The 19,418-nt window shown below is 68.4% G+C and carries 18 protein-coding genes; 13 read left to right on the forward strand and 5 right to left on the reverse strand.

The features are described from left to right. Positions 1-19: 19 nt before the first annotated feature. A complete protein-coding gene (locus Q8L83_RS12665; RefSeq protein ID WP_305287464.1) occupies positions 20-1,813 on the reverse strand; it encodes an ABC transporter ATP-binding protein in 1,794 nt (597 codons plus the stop codon). A 404-nt stretch (positions 1,814-2,217) separates the two neighbouring features. On the opposite strand from Q8L83_RS12665, the gene ubiA reads away from it, so the two are divergent. The 7 genes from ubiA (at position 2,218) to Q8L83_RS12700 (ending at position 9,314) form a co-directional block, all read left to right on the forward strand. Continuing rightward, positions 2,218-3,150: a 4-hydroxybenzoate octaprenyltransferase gene (gene ubiA / locus Q8L83_RS12670; protein WP_305287466.1), complete on the forward strand. Its 933-nt coding sequence runs from the start codon at positions 2,218-2,220 to the stop codon at positions 3,148-3,150. Between the two features lie 85 nt (positions 3,151-3,235). Continuing rightward, entirely contained in the window at positions 3,236-4,075 is an 840-nt protein-coding gene (locus Q8L83_RS12675; RefSeq protein ID WP_305287468.1) for a helix-turn-helix domain-containing protein, read from the forward strand. Between the two features lie 47 nt (positions 4,076-4,122). Next, positions 4,123-5,073 carry a fatty acid desaturase family protein gene (locus Q8L83_RS12680; protein WP_305287471.1) on the forward strand — a complete coding sequence of 317 codons (951 nt, stop codon included), beginning with the start codon at positions 4,123-4,125 and terminating at the stop codon, positions 5,071-5,073. A 66-nt stretch (positions 5,074-5,139) separates the two neighbouring features. Beyond that, positions 5,140-5,802, forward strand: a complete 663-nt coding sequence (locus tag Q8L83_RS12685) for a methyltransferase (RefSeq protein ID WP_305287473.1) — start codon at positions 5,140-5,142, stop codon at positions 5,800-5,802. Between the two features lie 40 nt (positions 5,803-5,842). Further along, entirely contained in the window at positions 5,843-7,111 is a 1,269-nt protein-coding gene (locus Q8L83_RS12690) for a S1C family serine protease (protein WP_305287475.1), read from the forward strand. A 62-nt stretch (positions 7,112-7,173) separates the two neighbouring features. After that, the gene (gene ggt / locus Q8L83_RS12695) at positions 7,174-8,949 is read left to right on the forward strand and encodes a gamma-glutamyltransferase (protein ID WP_305287477.1); all 1,776 of its coding nucleotides are present in this window, start codon (positions 7,174-7,176) and stop codon (positions 8,947-8,949) included. Positions 8,950-8,963: 14 nt separating this feature from the next. Then, a complete protein-coding gene (locus tag Q8L83_RS12700) occupies positions 8,964-9,314 on the forward strand; it encodes an MmcQ/YjbR family DNA-binding protein (RefSeq protein WP_305287478.1) in 351 nt (116 codons plus the stop codon). Here the strand turns inward: Q8L83_RS12700 and Q8L83_RS12705 are convergent. Together Q8L83_RS12705 and Q8L83_RS12710 are read right to left on the reverse strand one after the other, a co-directional pair. Next, positions 9,311-9,607 carry a UrcA family protein gene (locus Q8L83_RS12705; RefSeq protein ID WP_305287480.1) on the reverse strand — a complete coding sequence of 99 codons (297 nt, stop codon included), beginning with the start codon at positions 9,605-9,607 and terminating at the stop codon, positions 9,311-9,313. The genes Q8L83_RS12700 and Q8L83_RS12705 overlap by 4 nt on opposite strands. Before the next feature lie 283 nt (positions 9,608-9,890). Further along, a complete protein-coding gene (locus tag Q8L83_RS12710) occupies positions 9,891-10,118 on the reverse strand; it encodes a hypothetical protein (protein ID WP_305287482.1) in 228 nt (75 codons plus the stop codon). A gap of 95 nt (positions 10,119-10,213) precedes the next feature. On the opposite strand from Q8L83_RS12710, the gene Q8L83_RS12715 reads away from it, so the two are divergent. Then, positions 10,214-11,731 (forward strand): UbiD family decarboxylase, encoded by a 1,518-nt coding sequence (locus Q8L83_RS12715; protein WP_305287484.1) that lies wholly within the window; start codon positions 10,214-10,216, stop codon positions 11,729-11,731. A gap of 156 nt (positions 11,732-11,887) precedes the next feature. Here the strand turns inward: Q8L83_RS12715 and Q8L83_RS12720 are convergent, their stop codons facing one another. After that, positions 11,888-12,790, reverse strand: coding sequence for an EamA family transporter (locus Q8L83_RS12720; RefSeq protein WP_305287485.1), 903 nt, complete (start codon positions 12,788-12,790; stop codon positions 11,888-11,890). A 163-nt stretch (positions 12,791-12,953) separates the two neighbouring features. On the opposite strand from Q8L83_RS12720, the gene Q8L83_RS12725 reads away from it, so the two are divergent. Beyond that, positions 12,954-13,355 carry an MAPEG family protein gene (locus Q8L83_RS12725; protein WP_305287487.1) on the forward strand — a complete coding sequence of 134 codons (402 nt, stop codon included), beginning with the start codon at positions 12,954-12,956 and terminating at the stop codon, positions 13,353-13,355. Positions 13,356-13,403: 48 nt separating this feature from the next. Here the strand turns inward: Q8L83_RS12725 and katG are convergent, their stop codons facing one another. Beyond that, positions 13,404-15,644 (reverse strand): catalase/peroxidase HPI, encoded by a 2,241-nt coding sequence (katG, locus tag Q8L83_RS12730; RefSeq protein ID WP_305287489.1) that lies wholly within the window; start codon positions 15,642-15,644, stop codon positions 13,404-13,406. A gap of 180 nt (positions 15,645-15,824) precedes the next feature. On the opposite strand from katG, the gene Q8L83_RS12735 reads away from it, so the two are divergent. From Q8L83_RS12735 to Q8L83_RS12750, 4 genes are all read left to right on the forward strand, one after another. After that, complete coding sequence (locus Q8L83_RS12735; RefSeq protein WP_305287491.1) at positions 15,825-17,156, forward strand: TldD/PmbA family protein; 1,332 nt, start codon at positions 15,825-15,827, stop codon at positions 17,154-17,156. Next, complete coding sequence (locus Q8L83_RS12740; RefSeq protein ID WP_305287493.1) at positions 17,153-17,962, forward strand: 3'(2'),5'-bisphosphate nucleotidase CysQ; 810 nt, start codon at positions 17,153-17,155, stop codon at positions 17,960-17,962. Before Q8L83_RS12735 ends, Q8L83_RS12740 begins: the two co-directional genes overlap by 4 nt. 19 nt (positions 17,963-17,981) lie before the next feature. Continuing rightward, complete coding sequence (locus Q8L83_RS12745) at positions 17,982-18,224, forward strand: DUF4170 domain-containing protein (protein WP_305287495.1); 243 nt, start codon at positions 17,982-17,984, stop codon at positions 18,222-18,224. A gap of 149 nt (positions 18,225-18,373) precedes the next feature. After that, entirely contained in the window at positions 18,374-19,408 is a 1,035-nt protein-coding gene (locus Q8L83_RS12750; RefSeq protein WP_305287496.1) for a substrate-binding domain-containing protein, read from the forward strand. Positions 19,409-19,418 lie beyond the last annotated feature (10 nt).

The following is a 19,418-nucleotide window of genomic DNA, read 5'->3' on the forward strand; positions in this document are numbered from 1 at the left end:
GGTGTTCTCGTACTGGCGGTCATTCGGCGGCTTCGGAGACGGCGTGCAGGCGGGCATAGGCGCCGCCCCGGGCGAGCAGCTCTCCGTGGCGGCCCTCCTCGATGATGCGGCCCCGGTCGAAGACCAGGATCCGGTCGGCGCTGCGGATCGTCGACAGCCGGTGGGCGATCACGATCGTGGTGCGGCCGGACATCAGTTCCTCGGTGGCGGCCTGGACCTGGCGCTCGGTCTCCACGTCCAGGGACGAGGTGGCCTCGTCCAGAACGAGGATCGGGGCGTCGGCCAGGAAGGCCCGGGCGATGGCCACCCGCTGCCGCTCGCCGCCCGACAGCTTGACCCCGCGCTCGCCCACCAGGGTGTCGTACCCCTGCGGCAGGCGCGCGATGAAGTCGTGCGCCCGAGCCCGGCGGGCGGCCAGGGCCACCTCGTCCGGCGTGGCGTCCGGCCGCGCATAGGCGATGTTCTCGCCGATGCTGCGGTGGAACAGCGAGGGGTCCTGCGGCACCACGGCGATGGCCCGACGCAGGGAGCCCTGCGTCACATGGGCCACGTCCTGGCCGTCGATCAGGATGCGACCGCCGTCCAGGTCGTGCAGCCGCTGGAGCAGCTTGACGAAGGTCGACTTGCCCGAGCCCGTGGGACCCACGAGCGCGATCCGCTCGCCTGGCGCGATGGCCAGGCTGAAGTCCTGATAGAGCCGCTCCCCCTGGCTGGCGTAGCCGAAGCTCACCCGGTCGAAGGTGATCGCCCCTTCCAGCCCTTGAAAAGGTGGAGCGCCAGGCTTGTCGGCCAGCTGCGGGTCGGTGCGCATATAGACGGCCACGTCCAGCAGGTCGTCCAGACCCTTCTGCAACATGCGGGTGATCTCGCTGAAGTTCCGCATATAGCCGGCCATCAGCATGAAGGAGGTGATGGCGAAGGCGACATCGCCGGCCGTAGCCTCCCCTTGCGTCCAGGCCCACAGGATCAGCCCCGTCAGCCCGCCCTGCAAGATGACAAGCAGGACGTTCTGGCCCAGGCCCACCAGGTTGAACCGGTTCCAGGTGCGGATCACCGCCACCCGCCATTGCGCCACCGTGCCGGCGAACCTCTGGTCCTCGCGGGCCTCGGCCCCGAAGGCCTTGACCGTAGGGTTGGCGCCGATGGCGTCGGCGAGTGAGGCGCCGATCTGGGAGTCCAGGGCGTTGGACACCAGGTTGACCGGCCGCACGTAATAGGTGGCGGTCAGGACGTTATAGACCGCGAAGATGACGACCACGGTGGCGGTGAACAGGCCGGCCAGGGGCCAGCGCACGGTCATGGAGACCGCCAGGCCCGCCAGCACGATCAGGGTCGGCATGAGCATCAGCAGCAGGGCGTCGGACGCGCTGTCATAGCCCCACATGGCCCGCGACACCTTGCGCACCGTGGCCCCGGCATAGTTCGAACCGTGCCAGTCCGACGAGAAGGACTGCACCCGCTGGAAGCCCTGGGTCACGATCCGCTCCATGATCCGGGCGTAGAAGCCGTTCAGGATGCGGAAGCCCGTGGTGCGGACGCCGTAATAGACGACATAGAGCCCGGTCAGGAACGCCCAGGCCGTCCAGGCGGCCTCTGTCAGCCGGTCGGGCGAGGACACCGCATCCACCAGGGCGCCGGCGGCCCAGGGGATCGAGAGGTCGCAGGCGGTGCCCACCAGGAACAGGGAGGCGGCGGTGAAGAACCGCGGCTTGTCCACCATCCAGTGGCGCCACATGAAGCCGATCACCTGCATGTTGCCCAGGGGGCGGGTACGGGTGACGCCTTCGTCTTCGTCGAAGAATTCGCTGGTCATGGGAAAGGCCAAATATCTGGACCGCGGGCCAGGCGACCGGCGGCGATGGCGCAAGGCGCCAGGCGCGCCAAAGAGACGCGACGAGGGGCGGAATGCGGAGAGTGCCGGGAGCAGACGTCCCGGCGGATGCGGACGAACACGGGGAAATTCCTGAGGATGGGCGCCAAGGGAGACGCCGGCCCGGGAAGTTCCGCTCTGAGGTTGAGCTAGGTTCGGGTCGCGGCGACGCAGCGGTGGGGGTTCGGTGCAAACGGCATATTCATGCGAACCCTCCTGTCTGGTCGCGGGTGGTGGACGGCCGGAAGCTAGGCGGGGCGGGAATCGCAGTCAACCGCGCGTTGAACATCGTTTTGCCAACCGCTTTCACTGAGGCGCCGAAGACACGATCTGGTAGGAGAAGGGGCATGATCGCCCCCCTGCCTGATGCGGCCCCGACCAACTGGGTCGACCACCGCGCGCCCGCCGCCCTGAGACCCTGGCTGAAGCTCGGCCGTTTTGATCGGCCCACGGGAATCTGGCTGCTGATGCTGCCGGGCTGGCAAGGTCTGGCCCTGGCCGCCGCCATGAAAGGCGAGCTTCCCGACTGGCGCTGGCTGATCGCCTTCTTCGTCGGCGCGGCCCTGATGCGGGCGGCCGGCTGCGCCTATAACGACATCGTCGACCGGGATTTCGACGCCAAGGTCTCCCGCACCGCCGGCCGGCCGATTCCCTCGGGCCAGATCACCGTCCGCCAGGCCTGGGCCTTCGTCATCGGCTGCTGCCTCGTCTCGCTGGCCGTCCTGCTGGTCATGCCGCCCTTCGCCATCGCGCTGGGCGTCGGCTCCCTGGCGCTTGTGGCGGCCTATCCGTTCATGAAGCGGATCACCTGGTGGCCGCAGGCCTGGCTCGGCCTCACCTTCAACTGGGGCGCCCTCCTGGGCTTCGCCGCGGTGACCGGCGGGCTGCAGTGGCCGGCCCTGCTGCTCTATGCCGTCGGCATCTTCTGGACGCTCGGCTATGACACCATCTACGCCATCCAGGACCTGGAGGACGACGCCCTGGCCGGCGTGAAGTCGTCGGTCCGCCGGCTGGGCGCCTCCACCGCCAAGGGCGTGCTGGTCTTCTATATCGCAGCCTTTGTCCTGGCCCTTGCGACGGCCTGGGCCGCGGGGCTCGGCCCGCTCTTCCTGCCGCCAGCGGCGCTGTTTGGCCTGCACCTCTCCAACCAGGCGGCCAAGGTGCGGGTCGAGGATCCCGCAGGCGCCCTGGCGCTGTTCAAGTCGAACCCGGTGGCGGGGCTGGCGCTCTTTCTGGCGCTGGTGGCCGGCGGCTGGTCGGGGCCGCAGGGATTGTTCTGAGGCGACCATTACCTGCCGGGTCGTTGAACTGTGGACCTGGCCGCCGCACCCTTCGGCCTGATCGGCAAGCTGGGAGAGTCCGGCAGTGGCCCATGCGGCCACCTCGTCATCCGTGCGGCCCCTGGCCGACTTCCCGGCCATGCTGGGGCGCCTGCGCCGGGCGCGCGGGCTTTCCCAGCTCGGCCTCGCCCTGGCTGCGGAGGTTTCCCAGCGGCATGTTTCGTTCCTGGAGACCGGCCGCACACGGCCCTCGCGGGAAATGGTCGGCCGGCTCGCCGCCGCCCTCGACCTGGCGCTGAAGGACGAGAACGCCCTGCTGCTGGCCGCCGGCTTCGCCCCGGCCCACGGGGAGCACGCCTTCGGCGACGAGGCCGCGGCCATGGTCCGGCGGGTGACCGAACTGGCGCTGGCCGCCCACGCGCCCTTTCCCGCCTTCGCCGTGGATCGGGCCTGGCGGCCCCTGTCGGCAAACGGTCCGGCGCTCGCCCTCTTCGGCGCCCTGATCAGCGAGGGCGGGCTCGACCCGGCCGTCAGCCTCCTGCGCGCCGCGGCGACCAGCGAGGCCTTCAGAGGCGCCGTAGCCAACTGGTCGCAGCTTGCGCTTCATTTCCTCGCCCTGGCCGAGGCCGAGGCCTGGCGGGCGCCGCCCGGCCCCATGCGCGCCGAACTCGACGCCACCATCGCCGCCCTCTTGGCGCTGACGCCGGAGGGCGCGCGCCTGCACGCCGTTCAGCCCGTGGGTGCGGCCCTGATCATGCAGGTGCGCACGCCGGCCCTGTCGCTGGACCTCGTCTCCACCGTCGCCCAGTTCGGCGCGCCGCACGACACGGCCGCCGACGATCTGCGGATCGAGTTCTTCTACCCGGCCGATGCGGCCAGCGAGGCGGTGCTACGCCGCCTGGCCAAGAGCCTCGCCCAAACCTGACGCGGCGTCATTCTACCCCGGCGCCTGAAATCGTGGCATGATGGGTCATGGCCGTGGCGACCCGCATCGATCCCAAGACCCTGTTCACGCCCCAGGAATGGGCGAGCCTCTCCAACCGCTCGACCTGGAAGGGCCTGGCCCTGATCGCCCATGCCTGGGTAGTGATCCTGGCCGCCGCCGCCGTCGCGGTCATCTGGCCCCTGACCATTCCCCTGGCGGTGATGATCATCGGCGGCCGGCAATTGGGCCTGGCGATCATGATGCACGACGCCGCCCACGGCGCCCTGCACAAGAACCTCAAGGTCAATGACTGGGCCGGTGAATGGCTGACCGGCGGCGGCCTGCACCGCTACCGCCCCTATCACCTGACCCACCACAAGTTCGTGCAGCAGGCCGAGGACCCCGATCTCGTCCTCTCGGCGCCCTTCCCGATCACGCCCACCTCCCTGCGCCGCAAGATCGTCCGCGACCTGACCGGCCAGACCTGGTTCAAGCAGCGCTTCGGCCTGGTGCGCGGCCAGCTGGCCGCGCGCAAGGCGGGCGAGCCGCTGTGGCCGATCCTCAAAGCCGAGATCGTCCGCAAGCGTCGCCTGCTGATCGGGGCGGCCGTGACCATTGCGCTCACCGCGCCGTTCGGCCTGTGGTGGGCCTGGTTCGTCCTGTGGCTGCTGCCCCAGGCCACCTGGCTGCAGATGATCACCCGCCTGCGCAACATCGGCGAGCACGCCTGCGTGGCCAAGGACGAGCGCGACCCGTTCCGCTGCGCCCGCACCACCTATGCCGGCCCGATCGCGCGGGCCTTCGTCGCCCCCTATTGGGTGAACTATCACTGTGAGCACCACATCTTCATGCACCTGCCCTGCTACAGCCTGCCCAAGGCCCACCGGCTGCTGCTGAGCAAGGGTCTGGGGCCGCAGATGGAGATCCGCGGCAGCTATATGGAGGTGCTGCGCCTGGCCGCCTCCAAGCGCCCGCCTGCGACATTCGCCGCGGCCTGATCATTCCGCTTGCGCTGAGCCTGCTTCTTCGCCACTCGCCATCGGCGCAAGGTGCAGGAGAGCGGCGTGATCGAGCAGACCCCCGAGGGCCGCCGCGCCTTCATCCTGGCCAATACCCGCCAGCAGGCGCCGCCCCACACCCCTGAGCTCAGCCTCTATCTCGCCGATGAGGTCATGCCGATCTGGCGATTGACCGAAGAGGCCCTGGAAGAGATCGGCCTGCCGCCGCCCTTCTGGGCCTTCGCCTGGGCCGGCGGCCAGGCCCTGGCCCGCTACATCCTCGACAACCCCCAGATCGTGGCCGGGAAACGGGTGGTCGACTTCGCCACCGGCTCAGGGATCGTCGCTATCGCCGCGGCCAAGGCCGGCGCGTCCCACGTGCTGGCCGCCGACATCGACGCCTATTGCGGCGCGGCCCTGGCCCTGAACGCCCCGGCGAACGGCGTGGCCTGCGACTTCACCAGCCTCGACCTGCTGGACGCCCCGCCCCCGCCGGCCGACGTCTTTCTGGCCGGCGACATCTGCTACGAAAAGCCCCTGGCCGCCCGGGTCATGGCCTGGCTGGGAGAGGCCAGGGCCGCCGGCGCCACCGTCCTGATCGGCGACCCCGGCCGCAGCTACTTCCCCCGCGAAGGCCTGGTCAAACTCGCCGAATACCAGGTCGCCACCACGCGAGAGCTGGAGGACCAGGAGGTCAAGAAGACGGCGGTGTGGACCTTGCCGGGCTAGATCAGCTCTCCTAGAACAGAGGGGGAACTGGAGGGGCGTCATGAGGTTGGGATTGCGGCTGGCCTGGGCTTCTATGCTGCTGGGCGCCATTTGGGCTGGAAACGCCCTTGCAGCGCCCTTGCCGCTGCCGCCTTCCGTCGTGCCTGCGCCAATCGAGAACGCCGGCAGCGCGCGAATGCTAAAGCTTGACCGCCTGGCGTTTCGTCTGCGCGATGGGCAGGTCTGGGGCAAGAGTGGCACTTGGCTCTTCTGTGATGTGGCGCCTTTTCCGCTCTACTGGAAGGCGGAGGAGCAGGATTGGGACCTGTCTCGGTTCTCGGCGATCCTAAACGAGGAGGCCGCCCGTCTGGGCCTTCCGACAGGAGGCGACAACCTCTTTGAGGTCTCACAGCCGGCGGGAAGCCTCCTGCTGGGGGTGGCCGTCGACAATGTCGAGGCGCGTCTTTGCGTGTTCGATCCAGAAGGCGGACCCCAAAGCTTCCGGGGCGAGATGATCCTGACCATCGAGTGGCAGATCTACGACCCGTTGCAGCGCCGGCTGGTCTCCCGTGTAAAAACGCAAGCTGGATACCGACTTCACTCAGGGTACGAGGACGGTATCGACAGGCTGTTGCATGGCGCGTTTCGCGAGAACGCCGTCGCCTTGCTGGCGGACGACGATTTCCGACGATCGGTCGTCACGGACCCGGGCGCACCGTCGGCAGTCGCTCAGCAATGGCCGCCTTTGCGGCTGACCGCGGCCGGCGTGCAGCCGCAGCCCCCTGCCGCCGCCGCGCAATCGGCGGTCTCCGTTCTCTCGGACGCCGGCCATGGCAGTGGGTTCTTAGTGTCCGCGAACGGCGAGATCCTGACGAACGCGCACGTCGTTGGACGCTCGAAGTACGTCAAGGTTCGCTGGACCGATGGGACCGAGGCCCTGGGCGAGGTCGTTCGCAGCGATCCTCGCCGCGATGTGGCCCTGATCAAGATCGCCCCGCCTGAAGGCCGAGCGCCGCTGCGCCTGGACCTGAGCCCGCCGCAAGCTGGCGAGGACGTCTATGCGGTGGGCACGCCGCTGGATGAGGCCTTCGAGGGGACCATCACGCGGGGGATCGTCTCGGCCACCCGGTTGACCGAGGGCCTCCGGTTCATCCAGAGCGACGTGACGGTGAACCCAGGCAATAGCGGCGGCCCGCTCGTGAACAGCCGCGGCCAGGTCATCGCCATCACGGTGGCGAGCTTCCAGCCCGGCAGCACGCCAACCGGCATCAATCTGTTCATTCCGATCGCCGACGCCCTGACGGCGCTGAATATCCAGGTCGGGGACTAGCCTCACAAGCGGCTGTGGCGCCTATAGTGACGGCGCTGTTACATCTGATCTGGAGCCCGCCCATGCGTCGCCGCACCTTCCTGGCCGCCCTGCCCGCCGCGCTTCCGGGCGCCCTCTTCGCCAGCGGGGCTGCGGGACAAAGCCGGGAGGCGACGCCCAACCGCAACCGGCCCGACGTGGGCCCGGGCGACCGGATCGACGGGGCGACCTTCGCCAGTCGCAGCGCGGCCTGGGGGACCCACGGCGCGGCGGCCACGGCCCACCCCCTGGCGACGCTGGCGGCCATCGACGTCCTGCGGGCCGGCGGCTCGGCGGTGGATGCGGCCATCGCGGCCAATGCGGTGCTGGGCTATGCTGAGCCGATCGCGTGCGGCATCGGCGGCGACTGTTTCGTCATGCTTTGGGACCCGAAAACCAAAGAAGTCGTCGGCCTGAACGGCTCGGGCCGCAGCCCGCGGGGCCTGTCCCTGGAGACGGTGCGCGGCCGGGCCAAGAACGGCCTCATCCCCTCGCACGGCGCCATCTCGGTGAGCGTGCCCGGCGCGGTGGACGCCTGGTGGACCCTGCACGAACGCTACGGCAAGCTGCCCTGGAAGGACCTGTTCGCCCCGGCCATCGCCCACGCCAGCGAGGGCGCGCCGGTGAGCCAGAACGTCGCCTATTACCTTTCCCGCAGCTACGCCAACTTCACCGGCGGGACGCTCGGGATTGAGGAGGTCGACAACTTCAAGGCCGTCTGGGCGCCCGGCGGCGCGACGCCCCGCGAAGGCGAGATCTTCAAGAACCCGGCCCTGGCCCGCACCTACGGCCTGATCGCCGCGGGAGGCCGCGACGCCTTCTATGAGGGCGAGATCGCCCAGACCATCGAGCGCTATTTCCAACGCATCGGCGGTTGGATGACCAGGGCGGACCTCGCCGCCCACCGGGCCGAATGGACCAAGGCCTATTCCAGCAATTATCGCGGGGTGGATGTCTACAGCCTCGGCCCCAACAGCCAGGGCCTGGCCACCCTGCAGCAGCTCAACATCATGGAGCGGTTTGACATCCGCGACATGGGCTTCCAGTCGGCCGCCGCCATCCACCATGGGGCCGAGGCCAAGCGGCTCGCCTTCGAAGACCGCGCCCGTTACTACGCCGATCCGTCCTTCTATGACGTGCCGGCCGAGTGGCTGATCTCCAAGGCCTACGCCGCCGAGCGCGCGCGGCTGATCCGCCCCGACTCCATCCTGCAGACCGCCTATGCCGGCCAGGCGCCGACCCGGGGCGACACCACCTATTTCACCACCGCCGACGCCGACGGGATGATGGTCTCGATCATCCAATCCAACTATCGCGGCATGGGCTCAGGGCTGGCGCCGGACGGCCTGGGCTTCATGCTGCAGAACCGCGGCGAGATGTTCGCCCTGACCGATGGCCACCCCAATGTCTATGCGCCGGCCAAGCGGCCCTTCCAGACCATCATCCCGGGCTTTGCGGTGAAGGACGGGGCGCCGTGGCTTTCGTTCGGGGTCATGGGCGGCGACATGCAGCCCCAGGGCCAGGCCCAGATCATCTCCAACATGGTCGACTTCGACCTCTCCCTGCAGGAGGCCGGCGACAGCCCCCGCTGGCGTCACGGCGGCGGCACGGAGCCCACGGGCGAGGTCACGCCCGGAACCGGCCTGCTGCACCTGGAGAGCGGCGTGCCGGCGGCCACTCGACAGGCCCTGATCGATCTGGGCTGGAAGATCGGGGAAAGCGACGGCAGCTTCGGCGGCTATCAGGCCATCGAGCGCTGGCCCGGCCGCTACGGCGCGGCCACGGAAATGCGCAAGGATGGGGTGGCGCTCGCCTACTGACCTCGGAGGCTCCCATGACCGAAGCCGAGATGCGCGACATCATCCTCGCCTTCCCCGGCGCCGAGGACGGCACGTCCTATGGCTATCCGTCGTTCAAGGTGCGCGGCACGTTCTTCACGCGGCTGCGGGCCGAGGACGCCAGCCTCGTACTGAGCGATGTGGGCTTCGATGAGCGCGAGATGCTGATGGCGGCGGAGCCGGCCACCTTCCACCTGACGCCGCACTATCAGAACTATCCCACCGTGCTCGCCCGGATCGAGAGCCTCGATCCGGGGTCGCTGCACAGTCTATTGGAACGCCGCTGGCGCAAGCTCGCCACCAAGGCGATGGTCAAGGCCTACGAGGCGGCGCAGACGCCGGCTTAGCGAGCGGCGTAACGCTGGCCAAAGCCGACATCGGCGCGGGCCTGGGCCAAGGTCTCCTGGTAGCAGTCTGAGCGCGTCACGGTGCGCTTGAGCATCCGCACGCTGCCCTCATGACCGCCACAGGCGGCGAAGGCGGCCCGCTCCACCCGCCGCTCCAGACGCTGGGCGTCGTCGGCGTTGGCGGGGTTGAGGTTGGCGACATTGACGGTGGCCTGACCCGTCGTGGCGGGCGAAGCGAGGGCCGGAGTCGCGAGAAGCGCCGCGGCCAGCGCGGCTGGTAAAAGCTTGAACATGGTCGTCTCCCTAATGACAGACCCCACGGCGGCGGCTCTGACGGCCGCCCGGATTCCGTTGGGTCACTTGCGTAACATGGGGCGCAAATGGGGCCAGGGGAAGGCCTGGGCTCTCTGCCCCTGGGCGCGCAGCGCCAGGAAGACGGGACACGAAGGACACAAAGATGCGCAAAGAACACAAAGGAGGCGGCGGCCAAGTCTTCGTGTCCTTGGCTTCCTTCGTGTCCTTTGTGTCCCCTCTTTGACGGCGCCTGCGGCGCGCAACACGCCAAGGCTGGCGCCCCTAAAACTCGTCTTCGACCGCCGAGCGGAACTGTTCGAAGATTTCGGCGGCCCGCTGGTTGTTGTAGGGCTCGGGCTCGTCCTCGACCGTAGGCTCTGGCGCAGCGCCGCCATGGAGCCGGCCGGCCACCGCGCCGCCCTGGACGAGGATCAGTTCCTCCCCCGCCTCAAGGCCAGTGAGCAACTGGGCGATCTTGGGCGGCAGGTCGTCGAGGTCGAGGCGCTTCATGGGCGCCGAAGCTAGCGGCAAGCGCGCCCGGCGCAAAGGGTGACACCAGCCTCCCGCGGCCCTAAGTCCTGGGTGAGATCACGCTTGGAGGGCTCATGGCCTATCGGTCGCTGCGGGAATTCATCGCCAAGCTGGAAGCCGCCGGCGAACTGGTGCGGGTGACCGAGCCGGTCTCCACCGTCCTGGAGATGACCGAGATCCATCGCCGCCTGCTGCGCCAGGGCGGGCCAGCGGTATTGTTCGAGAACGTCATTCGCGCCGATGGCGAACGCTCGCCCATGCCCTGCCTGGTCAACCTGTTCGGCACGGTCAAGCGGGTGGCCATGGGCGTCACGCTCGAGGGCCGCGAACGCACGACGGCGGCCGACCTGCGCGAGGTAGGCGAGCTGCTGGCCTTCCTGCGCAGCCCCGAGCCACCGCGGGGGTTGAAGGACGCGCTGGACATGCTGCCGCTCGCCAAGACCGTCATGGCCATGCGGCCGGCCACGGTGAAGAAGGCGCCGGTGCAGGAAATCGTCTGGACCGGCGACCAGATCGACCTGACCAAGCTGCCCATCCAGACCTGTTGGCCGGGCGAGCCCGCACCCCTGATCACCTGGCCGCTGGTGGTCACCAAGGGGCCGTCCACCGAGCGGGAGGACGACTACAATCTCGGCATCTATCGCATGCAGGTGCTGGGCAAGGATCGCACCATCATGCGCTGGCTGGCCCACCGGGGCGGCGCCCAGCATCACCGGCGCTGGAAGGCGGCCGGCAAGCCCGAACCCTTGCCCGCCTGCGCCGTCCTGGGCGCCGATCCTGGCACCATACTGGCGGCGGTGACGCCGGTGCCCGAGACCCTGTCGGAATATCAGTTCGCCGGTTTGATGCGGGGCGCCAAGGCCGAGCTGGTGGCGGCCAAGACCGTGCCCCTGATGGTGCCGGCCGAGGCCGAGATCGTCATCGAGGGCCATGTCCTGCTGGACGAATACGCGGACGAAGGTCCGTACGGCGACCACACCGGCTATTACAATTCGGTCGAGAAGTTCCCGGTCTTCCAGGTCAGCGCCATCACCATGCGCCGGGACCCCATCTATCTGACCACCTTCACCGGCCGGCCGCCGGATGAGCCCAGCGTGCTCGGCGAGGCCCTGAATGAGGTCTTCATTCCCCTGCTGCGCCAGCAGTTCCCGGAGATCGTCGACTTCTGGCTGCCGCCGGAGGGCTGCTCCTACCGGATCGCCGTGGTTTCCATGAAGAAGGCCTATCCCGGTCACGCCAAGCGCGTGATGATGGGCGTCTGGAGCTATCTGCGGCAGTTCATGTACACCAAGTGGGTGATCGTCGTGGACGACGACATCGACGCCCGCGACTGGAAAGATGTCATGTGGGCGCTGTCGACCCGCATGGACCCCGCCCGGGACATCACCCTCGTCGAGGGCACCCCCATCGACTATCTCGACTTCGCCTCGCCCGAGAGCGGCCTGGGCTCCAAGATCGGCCTGGACGCCACCAACAAGTGGCCGCCCGAAACCCACCGCGAATGGGGCGAAAAGCTCGACATGGACGAAGCCACCGTCGCGCGCGTCACCGACCGCTGGGCGAGCCTGGGCCTCCCGCCCCTGAAGGGCTGAACGCCGCCAACCTTGCGCCGCAGGCGCCGTCAAAGAGGGGACACAAAGAACTCAAAGATAGCCAAGGACACGAAGAAGATGACGGCTGCACCTTTGTGTCCTTCGCGCGCCTTCGTGTTCTTTGTGTCCCCTTTTTTTTCACGCTGCGCGCGGGGATCAGGCCGCTGGTGGAGGCAGCCTTCGGGCTGCGACGATGGGCCAGAGGATGTTGAGGGCGAGGCCGGCCATGACCAGGGCCGCGGCCCCGACCTTCCAGAAGGGCATGGCCTCCCCCAGCAGCAGGGCCGAGGCGCCCATGCCGAAGACCGGCACCAGCAGGGCCATCGGCGTGACGGTCGCCGCCGGGTGCCGGGCCAGCAGCCAGCCCCAGGCGGCATAGCCGAACAGGGTGTTGCCCACCGACTGCCAAGCCACAGCCGTCCAGGCCGCCGGGCTCGCCGTCGCGAGCGCCGCGCGCACGGTCGGCCAGCCTTCCAGGATCAGGGACATCACCACCAGGGGCGGGACCGAGAACAGGCTCGCCCAGACCACATAGGCCAGCATGTTCACCCGGCCTCCCAGCTTGGCCACGTGGTTGCCGCCGGCCCAGCCCATGGCCGCCAGGATCACGAGCGCCAGGCCCAGCGGCGTGGTCGTCCGGTCCGAATGGGCGAGGATCACCCCGATTCCCGCGGTGGCCAGCACCAGGGCGGCGATCTGGAATAGCCTGATCCGCTCGCCCGTCGCGGCCATGGCCAGGCCGATGGTGAAGAAGACCTGCACCTGCACCACCAGCGAGGCGAGGCCCGGGGAGATCTGGCCGTTCATGGCGATGTAGAGCAGGCCGAACTGCCCGGCGCCGATCAGGACCCCATAGGCCGCCAGATGCCCCCAGGGGACCTTGGGCCGCGGCAGGAAGAAGACCGCTGGAAACAGGGCGAAGAAGAATCTGAGCGCCGCAAAGGCCAGCGGCGGCAGCTCTTCCAACCCATGCTTGATGACCACGAAGTTGGTCCCCCACACCGCCACCACCGCCAGAGCCAGCAGGAGGTGCGACAACGGCAGGGGGGCGACAGGCATCAGGCAGGGCCTTGGGAGACGGAACTGGCGCTCATGTGGCGCTTGGCGCCAGGCTTGTCCATGGCGGGTTCCGTTGATGTCGCAGGGCGGCCGATCCCCCCTTGCCCCCCGGGCGAATTCGCAGTCCAACTGCGTCCCGTGCGGGGGCGCACGGGGGACGACCATGAACCTGATCACGTCGGGACACGCCGCAGCGCTCTGGACGGGGCTGCATCTCTTTCTGCTGCTGGCCCTGTCGATGCTCGTCGTCCGCCAGCGGCAGCGCCACAAGGTGGCCTTCGGCGACGACGGCATTCCGGAGCTGGCCCAGGCCATCCGCGCCTTTGGCAATGCGACGGAATACATCCCGGCCGGCCTGATCGCCATCGGCGTCCTGGCCCTGGTGGAGGCCCCGCCCCTGGCGGTTCACATCTCGGGCCTGGTGTTGTTCATCGGCCGGGTGATGCACGCCGTCGGGCTGTCACAGAGCGGCGGCGCGTCGCTGCCGCGGGCGATCGGGGTCACCATGACCTGGATCTCCTACGTCTTCGCCGGCGTCGCCCTGCTGTTCTACGCGATCGTCTGAAGCTCAGCTCCCGCCGCGACGCCGCGACGGGAGCTTCGGAGCTACAGGTCAGGCCGCGCGGGCCAGGTCGAAGCGGTCGGCGTTCATCACCTTGGTCCAGGCCTTGATGAAGTCGTCAACGAACTTCCTGCCGGCGTCAGAGGCGGCATAGACCTCCGACAGGGCCCGCAGCTGCGAGTTGGAGCCGAAGACGAGATCGGTGCGGGTCGCCGTCCACTTCTCTTCATCGGTGTCGCGGAGGGTGCCGACGAAGACCTCGTCGCCGCGGTCGTCCACCTGCTTCCACGCCGTGCCCATGTCGAGCAGGTTGACGAAGAAGTCGTTGGTCAACTGACCCGGGCGATCGGTGAAGACCCCGTGGGCGGCGCCCCCGTGGTTGGCGCCCAGCACCCGCAGGCCGCCGACCAGGACCGTCATCTCCGGGGCGCTGAGGCCCAGCAGCTGCGCCCGGTCGATCAGCAGTTCCTCGGTCGGCACGCTGAACTTGACCTGCAGATAGTTGCGGAAGCCGTCGGCCTTGGGCTCGAGCACCTTGAAGTTTTCCACATCGGTCTGGTCGGCCGAGGCGTCGGTGCGTCCAGGGGTGAAGGGGACCGTGACCTCATGGCCGCCGTCCCGGGCCGCCTTCTCCACGGCTGCGGCGCCGCCCAGAACGATCAGGTCGGCGATGGACACCTTCTTGCCGCCGGCAGCTTGGGCATCGAAGTCGGCCTTGATCCCCTCCAGCACATGCAGCACCCGGGCCAGCTGGGCCGGCTGGTTGACCTCCCAGTCCTTCTGCGGCGCCAGGCGGATGCGCCCGCCATTGGCCCCGCCCCGATGATCGGAGCCGCGATAGGTCGCGGCCGAGGCCCAGGCGGTCTGCACCAGTTCAGCGACGGTGAGGCCCGAGTTCAGGATCTTGCCCTTCAGGGCGGCGACATCGGCCGCGTCGATCAGCGGATGGTCGACGGGCGGGATCGGATCCTGCCACAGCAGGTCTTCGGCCGGCACTTCGGGACCCAGGTAGCGGGACTTGGGACCCATGTCGCGGTGGCACAGCTTGAACCAGGCCCGCGCAAAGGCGTCGGCGAACTGGTCTGGATTGGCCCGGAACCGCTCGGAGATCTCCCGGTACTTCGGGTCCATCTTCATGGCCATGTCGGCGGTGGTCATCATGGTCGGCAGACGCTTGTCGGGGCTGTGGGCGCCCGGGGCCATGTCTTCCGGCTTCTGGTTGATCGGCTGCCACTGCTTGGCCCCGGCGGGGCTGCGCACCAGCTCGTAGTCATAGTCGAGCAGCATGTGGAAGTAGTTCATCGTCCACTGGATGGGGGTGGGCGTCCAGGCGCCCTCCAGGCCGCTGGTGATGGTGTGGTCGCCGACGCCGCTTTCGTGGCTGGAGGTCCAGCCCAGGCCCTGCTGGGCGATGTCGGAGCCTTCGGGCTCGGCGCCCACCTTGGAGGCGTCGCCGGCCCCGTGGCACTTGCCGAAGGTGTGGCCGCCGGCGGTCAGCGCAACGGTCTCCTCGTCATTCATCCCCATGCGGGCGAAGGTCTCGCGGATGTCGCGGCCCGACTGGATCGGATCGGGATTGCCGCCTGGACCCTCCGGATTGACGTAGATCAGGCCCATCTGGATGGCGGCCAGGGGGTCTTCCAGCGCCATCTGCTTGTCAGGCTGGATGCGGGTCTGGTTTTCCTCGTGGCCGACCCACTGCTCCTCGGTGCCCCAGTAGATGTCCTTCTCCGGCTCCCAGATGTCCTTGCGTCCGCCGCCAAAGCCGAAGACCGGGCCGCCCATGGACTCGATGGCCACATTGCCGGCCAGGATCATCAGGTCGGCCCAGGAAAGCTTGGCGCCGTACTTCTGCTTGATCGGCCACAGCAGGCGCCGCGCCTTGTCCAGGTTGGCGTTATCTGGCCAGCTGTTGAGCGGGGCGAAGCGCTGCGAGCCCGACGAAGAGCCGCCACGGCCATCGCCCGTCCGATAGGTGCCGGCGCTGTGCCAGGCCATGCGGATGAAGAAGGGGCCGTAATGGCCATAGTCGGCCGGCCACCAGGGCTGGCTGTCGGTCATCAGCGCGGTCAGGTCGCGCTTAACGGCGTCATAGTCCAGCGACAGGAAGGCCTTGGGGTAGTCGAAATCGTCCCCCATCGGGTCGCCGTTCAGGCCCTGCTGGTGGATAATCTCGATCGACAACTGGTTGGGCCACCAGTCGCGGTTGGTGCGGCCGAGCAGGGATCGGAGCGCTGCGGGCTCCTTCATCGGGCAGCCCAGCGGATCACCAGTGTTGGAGGCGTCGTCCATGGTCGTTCTCCCTCGCGTTTTAAGCGTTAGCGCAGCCTAGGCCCGGGGGCGGGGCATTGGAAAATCAATAAACTTGATGATCGCGCACGGGATTTTCTATCGGGCTGGACGAGGGCCGAGCCGGACCTGCGCGGCCTCACCCGGCTTGCTCGACAGCCTGAGGTTCGCCATATGGCAGGGATGGATCAAAACCTGCTCGCCGAGCTGATCGCCGCCGCCCGCAAGGCCGGCGCCGATGCGGCCGAGGCCGTCACCGCCGAACGCCAGTCCCTGTCGATCTCCGTCCGTGAGGGCGAGCTGGAAGAGGTGGAGCGCGAGGAGTCCCGCGACCTCGGCCTGCGGGTCTTTGTCGGCCAGCGTCAGGCGACGGTCTCGGGTTCGGATCTGTCGCCGCAAGCCCTGTCCAAGCTGGTCGATCGCGCCGTGGCCATGGCCCGCCTGGCGCCCGAAGATCCCTATGCCGGGTTCGCGCCGGCCGAGCGGCTGGCCCAGGGCCCGCACCTGGATCTCGACCTCTATGATCCGACCGAGCTTTCGCCCGAAACCCTGGAGGACCGCGCCCGCGCCGCCGAGGCCTCTGCGCGCGCCGTGAAGGGCGTGGTCAATTCCGATGGGGCCACGGCCGGCTGGTCCACCGCCAAATGGCTGATCGCCACCAGCCATGGCTTCGCAGGCTCCCATCAGGCGTCCGGCTTCTCTCTCGGCGCCTCGGCCATCGCCGGCGACGGCCAGTCCATGGAGACCGGCTATGACGGCCGCTCGGTGCGCTGGCATGAGGATCTGCCGGGTCCGGAGGGGATCGGGACTGAAGCTGGCCGCCGGGCCGCCGCACGCCTGGGCTCGCGCAAGATCGCCTCGACCACGGCGCCGGTGATCTTCGAGAACCGCCTGGCCATGTCGATCATCAGCCCCCTGATCGGCGCCATCTCCGGCCCCTCCATCGCCCGTGGCTCCTCCTTCCTGAAGGACAAGCTCGGCCAGCCGGTTTTCGCGCCTGGCGTGACCCTGACCGACGATCCCCACCGGCGCCGGGGCCTGGGCTCCAGCCCCTTCGACGACGAGGGCGTCGAGACCCGGGCCATGGACCTGATCGACAAGGGCGTGCTGACCACCTGGCTGCTCAATTCCAGCTCGGCCCGCCAGCTTGGCCTGGAGACCACCGGCCACGCCTCCCGCGGCCTGGCCGGGCCGCCGGGGGTCGGCGTCTCCAACCTGACCCTGCAGCCTGGCGCCGAGGATCAGGCGAGCCTGATGCGCAGCGCCGGCAAGGGGCTGCTGATCACCTCGATGTTTGGTCCGTCCCTGAACGGCAACACCGGCGACTGGTCGGTGGGCTGCTCAGGCTTCTGGTTCGAGGACGGCGAGCTCGCCTATCCGGTCAGCGAGATCACCGTGGCCGGCAATCTGATCGAGATGTACGCGCGTCTGGTCCCCGGCTCCGACCTGGAAATCCGCGGGGCGTCCAACGCGCCGTCCGTATTGATCGACGCCCTGGCGATCGCGGGGAAATGACCCCCAGCCCCGCCCCCAGCCCCGCTCAGGACCTGGAGCTTCTGGTGGCCGCCGCCATTGAGGCCGGAACCCTGGCCCTGGAGCTGCGGGCGCGGGGGCTCAAGATCGCGTGGAAGGAGGGCAATTCTCCGGTCACCAACGCCGATTTCGCCACCGACACTCTGTTGAAGACCACCCTTGGCCGGGCGCGCCCCGACTATGGCTGGCTGTCGGAGGAGACGGCCGACGATCTGGAGCGCTTGGATCGGCGGCGGGTCTTCGTGGTCGATCCCATCGACGGCACCCGGGCCTATATGAAGGACAAGCCCTGGTGGGTGATCTCTGCCGCCGTGGTCGAAGACGGCCAGCCGATCGCCGGCGTCGTCTATGCCCCGCAGGTGGGCGAGGTCTATACCGCCACCCGCGGCGGCGGGGCCAAGCTGAACGGCTCGCTGATCGTGCCGGCGCCCACCTTGCGCCTGGATGGCTGCGGCATGGTCGGCGACCAGCGGATGTTCGACCACCCATCCTGGCCAGAACCCTGGCCGGCCATGCGGGTGGAGTCGCGCAACTCGACGGCCTATCGCATGTGCCTGGTGGCCTCGGGGCAGTTCGACGCGGCCCTGGCCCTGGTGGCCAAGGCCGACTGGGACCTGGCCGCCGCCGACCTGGTGGCCCGGGAGGCCGGGGCCTATTGCGGCGACCATCTGGGCGGCGGCTTCGCCTATAATGGTCGAATTCCGTCCCAACGGAGTTTGTTATGCGCGGCGCCACGATTGGCCCCATTGATCATGGCGCGGGTCTCGCATATCGCCATACCAAACTGAGCCCTCTTTCGAGGAAGACATGCCCGAAAAACAGCTTTTGCATATCGTGATCGGCGGCGAACTCGAGGAAGTCGAGCAAGTTCGTTTCCGCGACCCTTCGAAGATCGACCTGGTCGGCGCCTATCCGACCTATGACGAAGCCCTGGCGGTCTGGCGCTCCAAGGCCCTGGCGACCGTCGATAACGCCCTGATGCGCTACTTCATCATCCACGCCCACAAGCTGCTCGACCCCCAGCTGGACGGCGAAAAGCCCGGCGGCTGAAACAGCCGAACGCCACAAGCTGACGGTTTGTCCGAAAACTGTCACCGGCTGCGGCGACAAGGTCGGTCTGGAAATCAACGTCACGGCGCCTTAGGCCTGTGGGCCAAACAGAGCTGGGCAGGCTCTGCCGGTGAGCTAGGAGAGACACGATGAAGACGCTTATTGGCCTCTGCGCCGCGGTCGCCCTGCTGGGCGGCGCCGGCAGCGCCCATGCGGCGCGGGACTATGTGTGGGCGGCGGGTTCTTCGACCGTCTTTCCCTTCGCCACCCGGGTCGCCGAGAACTACGGCCGAAAGACCGGCATGAAGGCCCCCAATGTCGAGTCGCTGGGGACCGGCGGCGGCATCAAGCTGTTCTGCAGCGGGGTCGGCGACAACTTCCCCGACATCGCCAACGCCTCGCGCCCCATGACCCAGCAGGAGTTCGACACCTGCCGCGCCAACGGGGTGAATGACATCGTCGAACTGAAGGTCGGCTATGACGGCATCGTCATCGCCGCCGACCGCGGCGCGCCGGACTATCAGTTCCGCCTGCCCCACCTCTATCTGGCGCTCGGCGCCAATGTGCTGCGCGGCGGCAAGTTCGTGCCCAACCCCTACACCAACTGGAACGAGATCGGCCCGGGCCTGCCGAACAACCGCATCCTGGTCTATGGGCCGCCGCCGACGTCGGGCACCCGCGACGCCTTCGTCGAGCTGGGGATCGAAGCCTCGGCTCTGACCTACCCCACCGCCCGGGCCCTGCGCGAACGGGATTCTGACGAATTCAAGCAGATGACCCACCCGCTGCGCCGGGAAGGCTGGATCGACTCCGGCGAAAACGACAACGCCATCGTCCAGACCCTGACCAAGACTCCGGGATCGCTGGGCGTGTTCGGCTACTCCTTCCTGGAAGAGAACGGCGACAAGGTGAAGGCCATGCCGATCGACGGCGTCGCGCCGACGGTCGCCACCATCGCCGAGGGAACCTACCCCCTGTCCCGCTCGATCTTCATCTATGTGAAGAAGGCCCATGTGGGGGTGACCCTCGGCCTGCAGGAATTCGTCACCGAATTCACCTCGGACGCCGCGGCGGGTCGGGGCGGCTATCTGCAGAGCCGCGGTCTGATCCCGTTGCTGCCCCCCGAGCATGAGGCTGTGAAGGCCGCCGCCCGCGCCATGACCTCCATGAGCCGGCCCGACTAAGGATCGATCG

The sequence above is a fragment of the Phenylobacterium sp. genome (assembly GCF_030680185.1).
Classification (GTDB): domain Bacteria; phylum Pseudomonadota; class Alphaproteobacteria; order Caulobacterales; family Caulobacteraceae; genus Phenylobacterium.

What these genes read in the sequence shown, in the direction of transcription:
- Q8L83_RS12665 (WP_305287464.1), bottom strand. Translation starts at nt 1,813, where the DNA reads ATGACCAGCGAATTCTTCGACGAAGACGAAGGCGTCACCCGTACCCGC.
- ubiA (WP_305287466.1), top strand. Translation starts at nt 2,218, where the DNA reads ATGATCGCCCCCCTGCCTGATGCGGCCCCGACCAACTGGGTCGACCAC.
- Q8L83_RS12680 (WP_305287471.1), top strand. Translation starts at nt 4,123, where the DNA reads ATGGCCGTGGCGACCCGCATCGATCCCAAGACCCTGTTCACGCCCCAG.
- Q8L83_RS12690 (WP_305287475.1), top strand. Translation starts at nt 5,843, where the DNA reads ATGAGGTTGGGATTGCGGCTGGCCTGGGCTTCTATGCTGCTGGGCGCC.
- ggt (WP_305287477.1), top strand. Translation starts at nt 7,174, where the DNA reads ATGCGTCGCCGCACCTTCCTGGCCGCCCTGCCCGCCGCGCTTCCGGGC.
- Q8L83_RS12700 (WP_305287478.1), top strand. Translation starts at nt 8,964, where the DNA reads ATGACCGAAGCCGAGATGCGCGACATCATCCTCGCCTTCCCCGGCGCC.
- Q8L83_RS12705 (WP_305287480.1), bottom strand. Translation starts at nt 9,607, where the DNA reads ATGTTCAAGCTTTTACCAGCCGCGCTGGCCGCGGCGCTTCTCGCGACT.
- Q8L83_RS12710 (WP_305287482.1), bottom strand. Translation starts at nt 10,118, where the DNA reads ATGAAGCGCCTCGACCTCGACGACCTGCCGCCCAAGATCGCCCAGTTG.
- Q8L83_RS12715 (WP_305287484.1), top strand. Translation starts at nt 10,214, where the DNA reads ATGGCCTATCGGTCGCTGCGGGAATTCATCGCCAAGCTGGAAGCCGCC.
- Q8L83_RS12720 (WP_305287485.1), bottom strand. Translation starts at nt 12,790, where the DNA reads ATGCCTGTCGCCCCCCTGCCGTTGTCGCACCTCCTGCTGGCTCTGGCG.
- Q8L83_RS12725 (WP_305287487.1), top strand. Translation starts at nt 12,954, where the DNA reads ATGAACCTGATCACGTCGGGACACGCCGCAGCGCTCTGGACGGGGCTG.
- katG (WP_305287489.1), bottom strand. Translation starts at nt 15,644, where the DNA reads ATGGACGACGCCTCCAACACTGGTGATCCGCTGGGCTGCCCGATGAAG.
- Q8L83_RS12735 (WP_305287491.1), top strand. Translation starts at nt 15,825, where the DNA reads ATGGATCAAAACCTGCTCGCCGAGCTGATCGCCGCCGCCCGCAAGGCC.
- Q8L83_RS12740 (WP_305287493.1), top strand. Translation starts at nt 17,153, where the DNA reads ATGACCCCCAGCCCCGCCCCCAGCCCCGCTCAGGACCTGGAGCTTCTG.
- Q8L83_RS12745 (WP_305287495.1), top strand. Translation starts at nt 17,982, where the DNA reads ATGCCCGAAAAACAGCTTTTGCATATCGTGATCGGCGGCGAACTCGAG.
- Q8L83_RS12750 (WP_305287496.1), top strand. Translation starts at nt 18,374, where the DNA reads ATGAAGACGCTTATTGGCCTCTGCGCCGCGGTCGCCCTGCTGGGCGGC.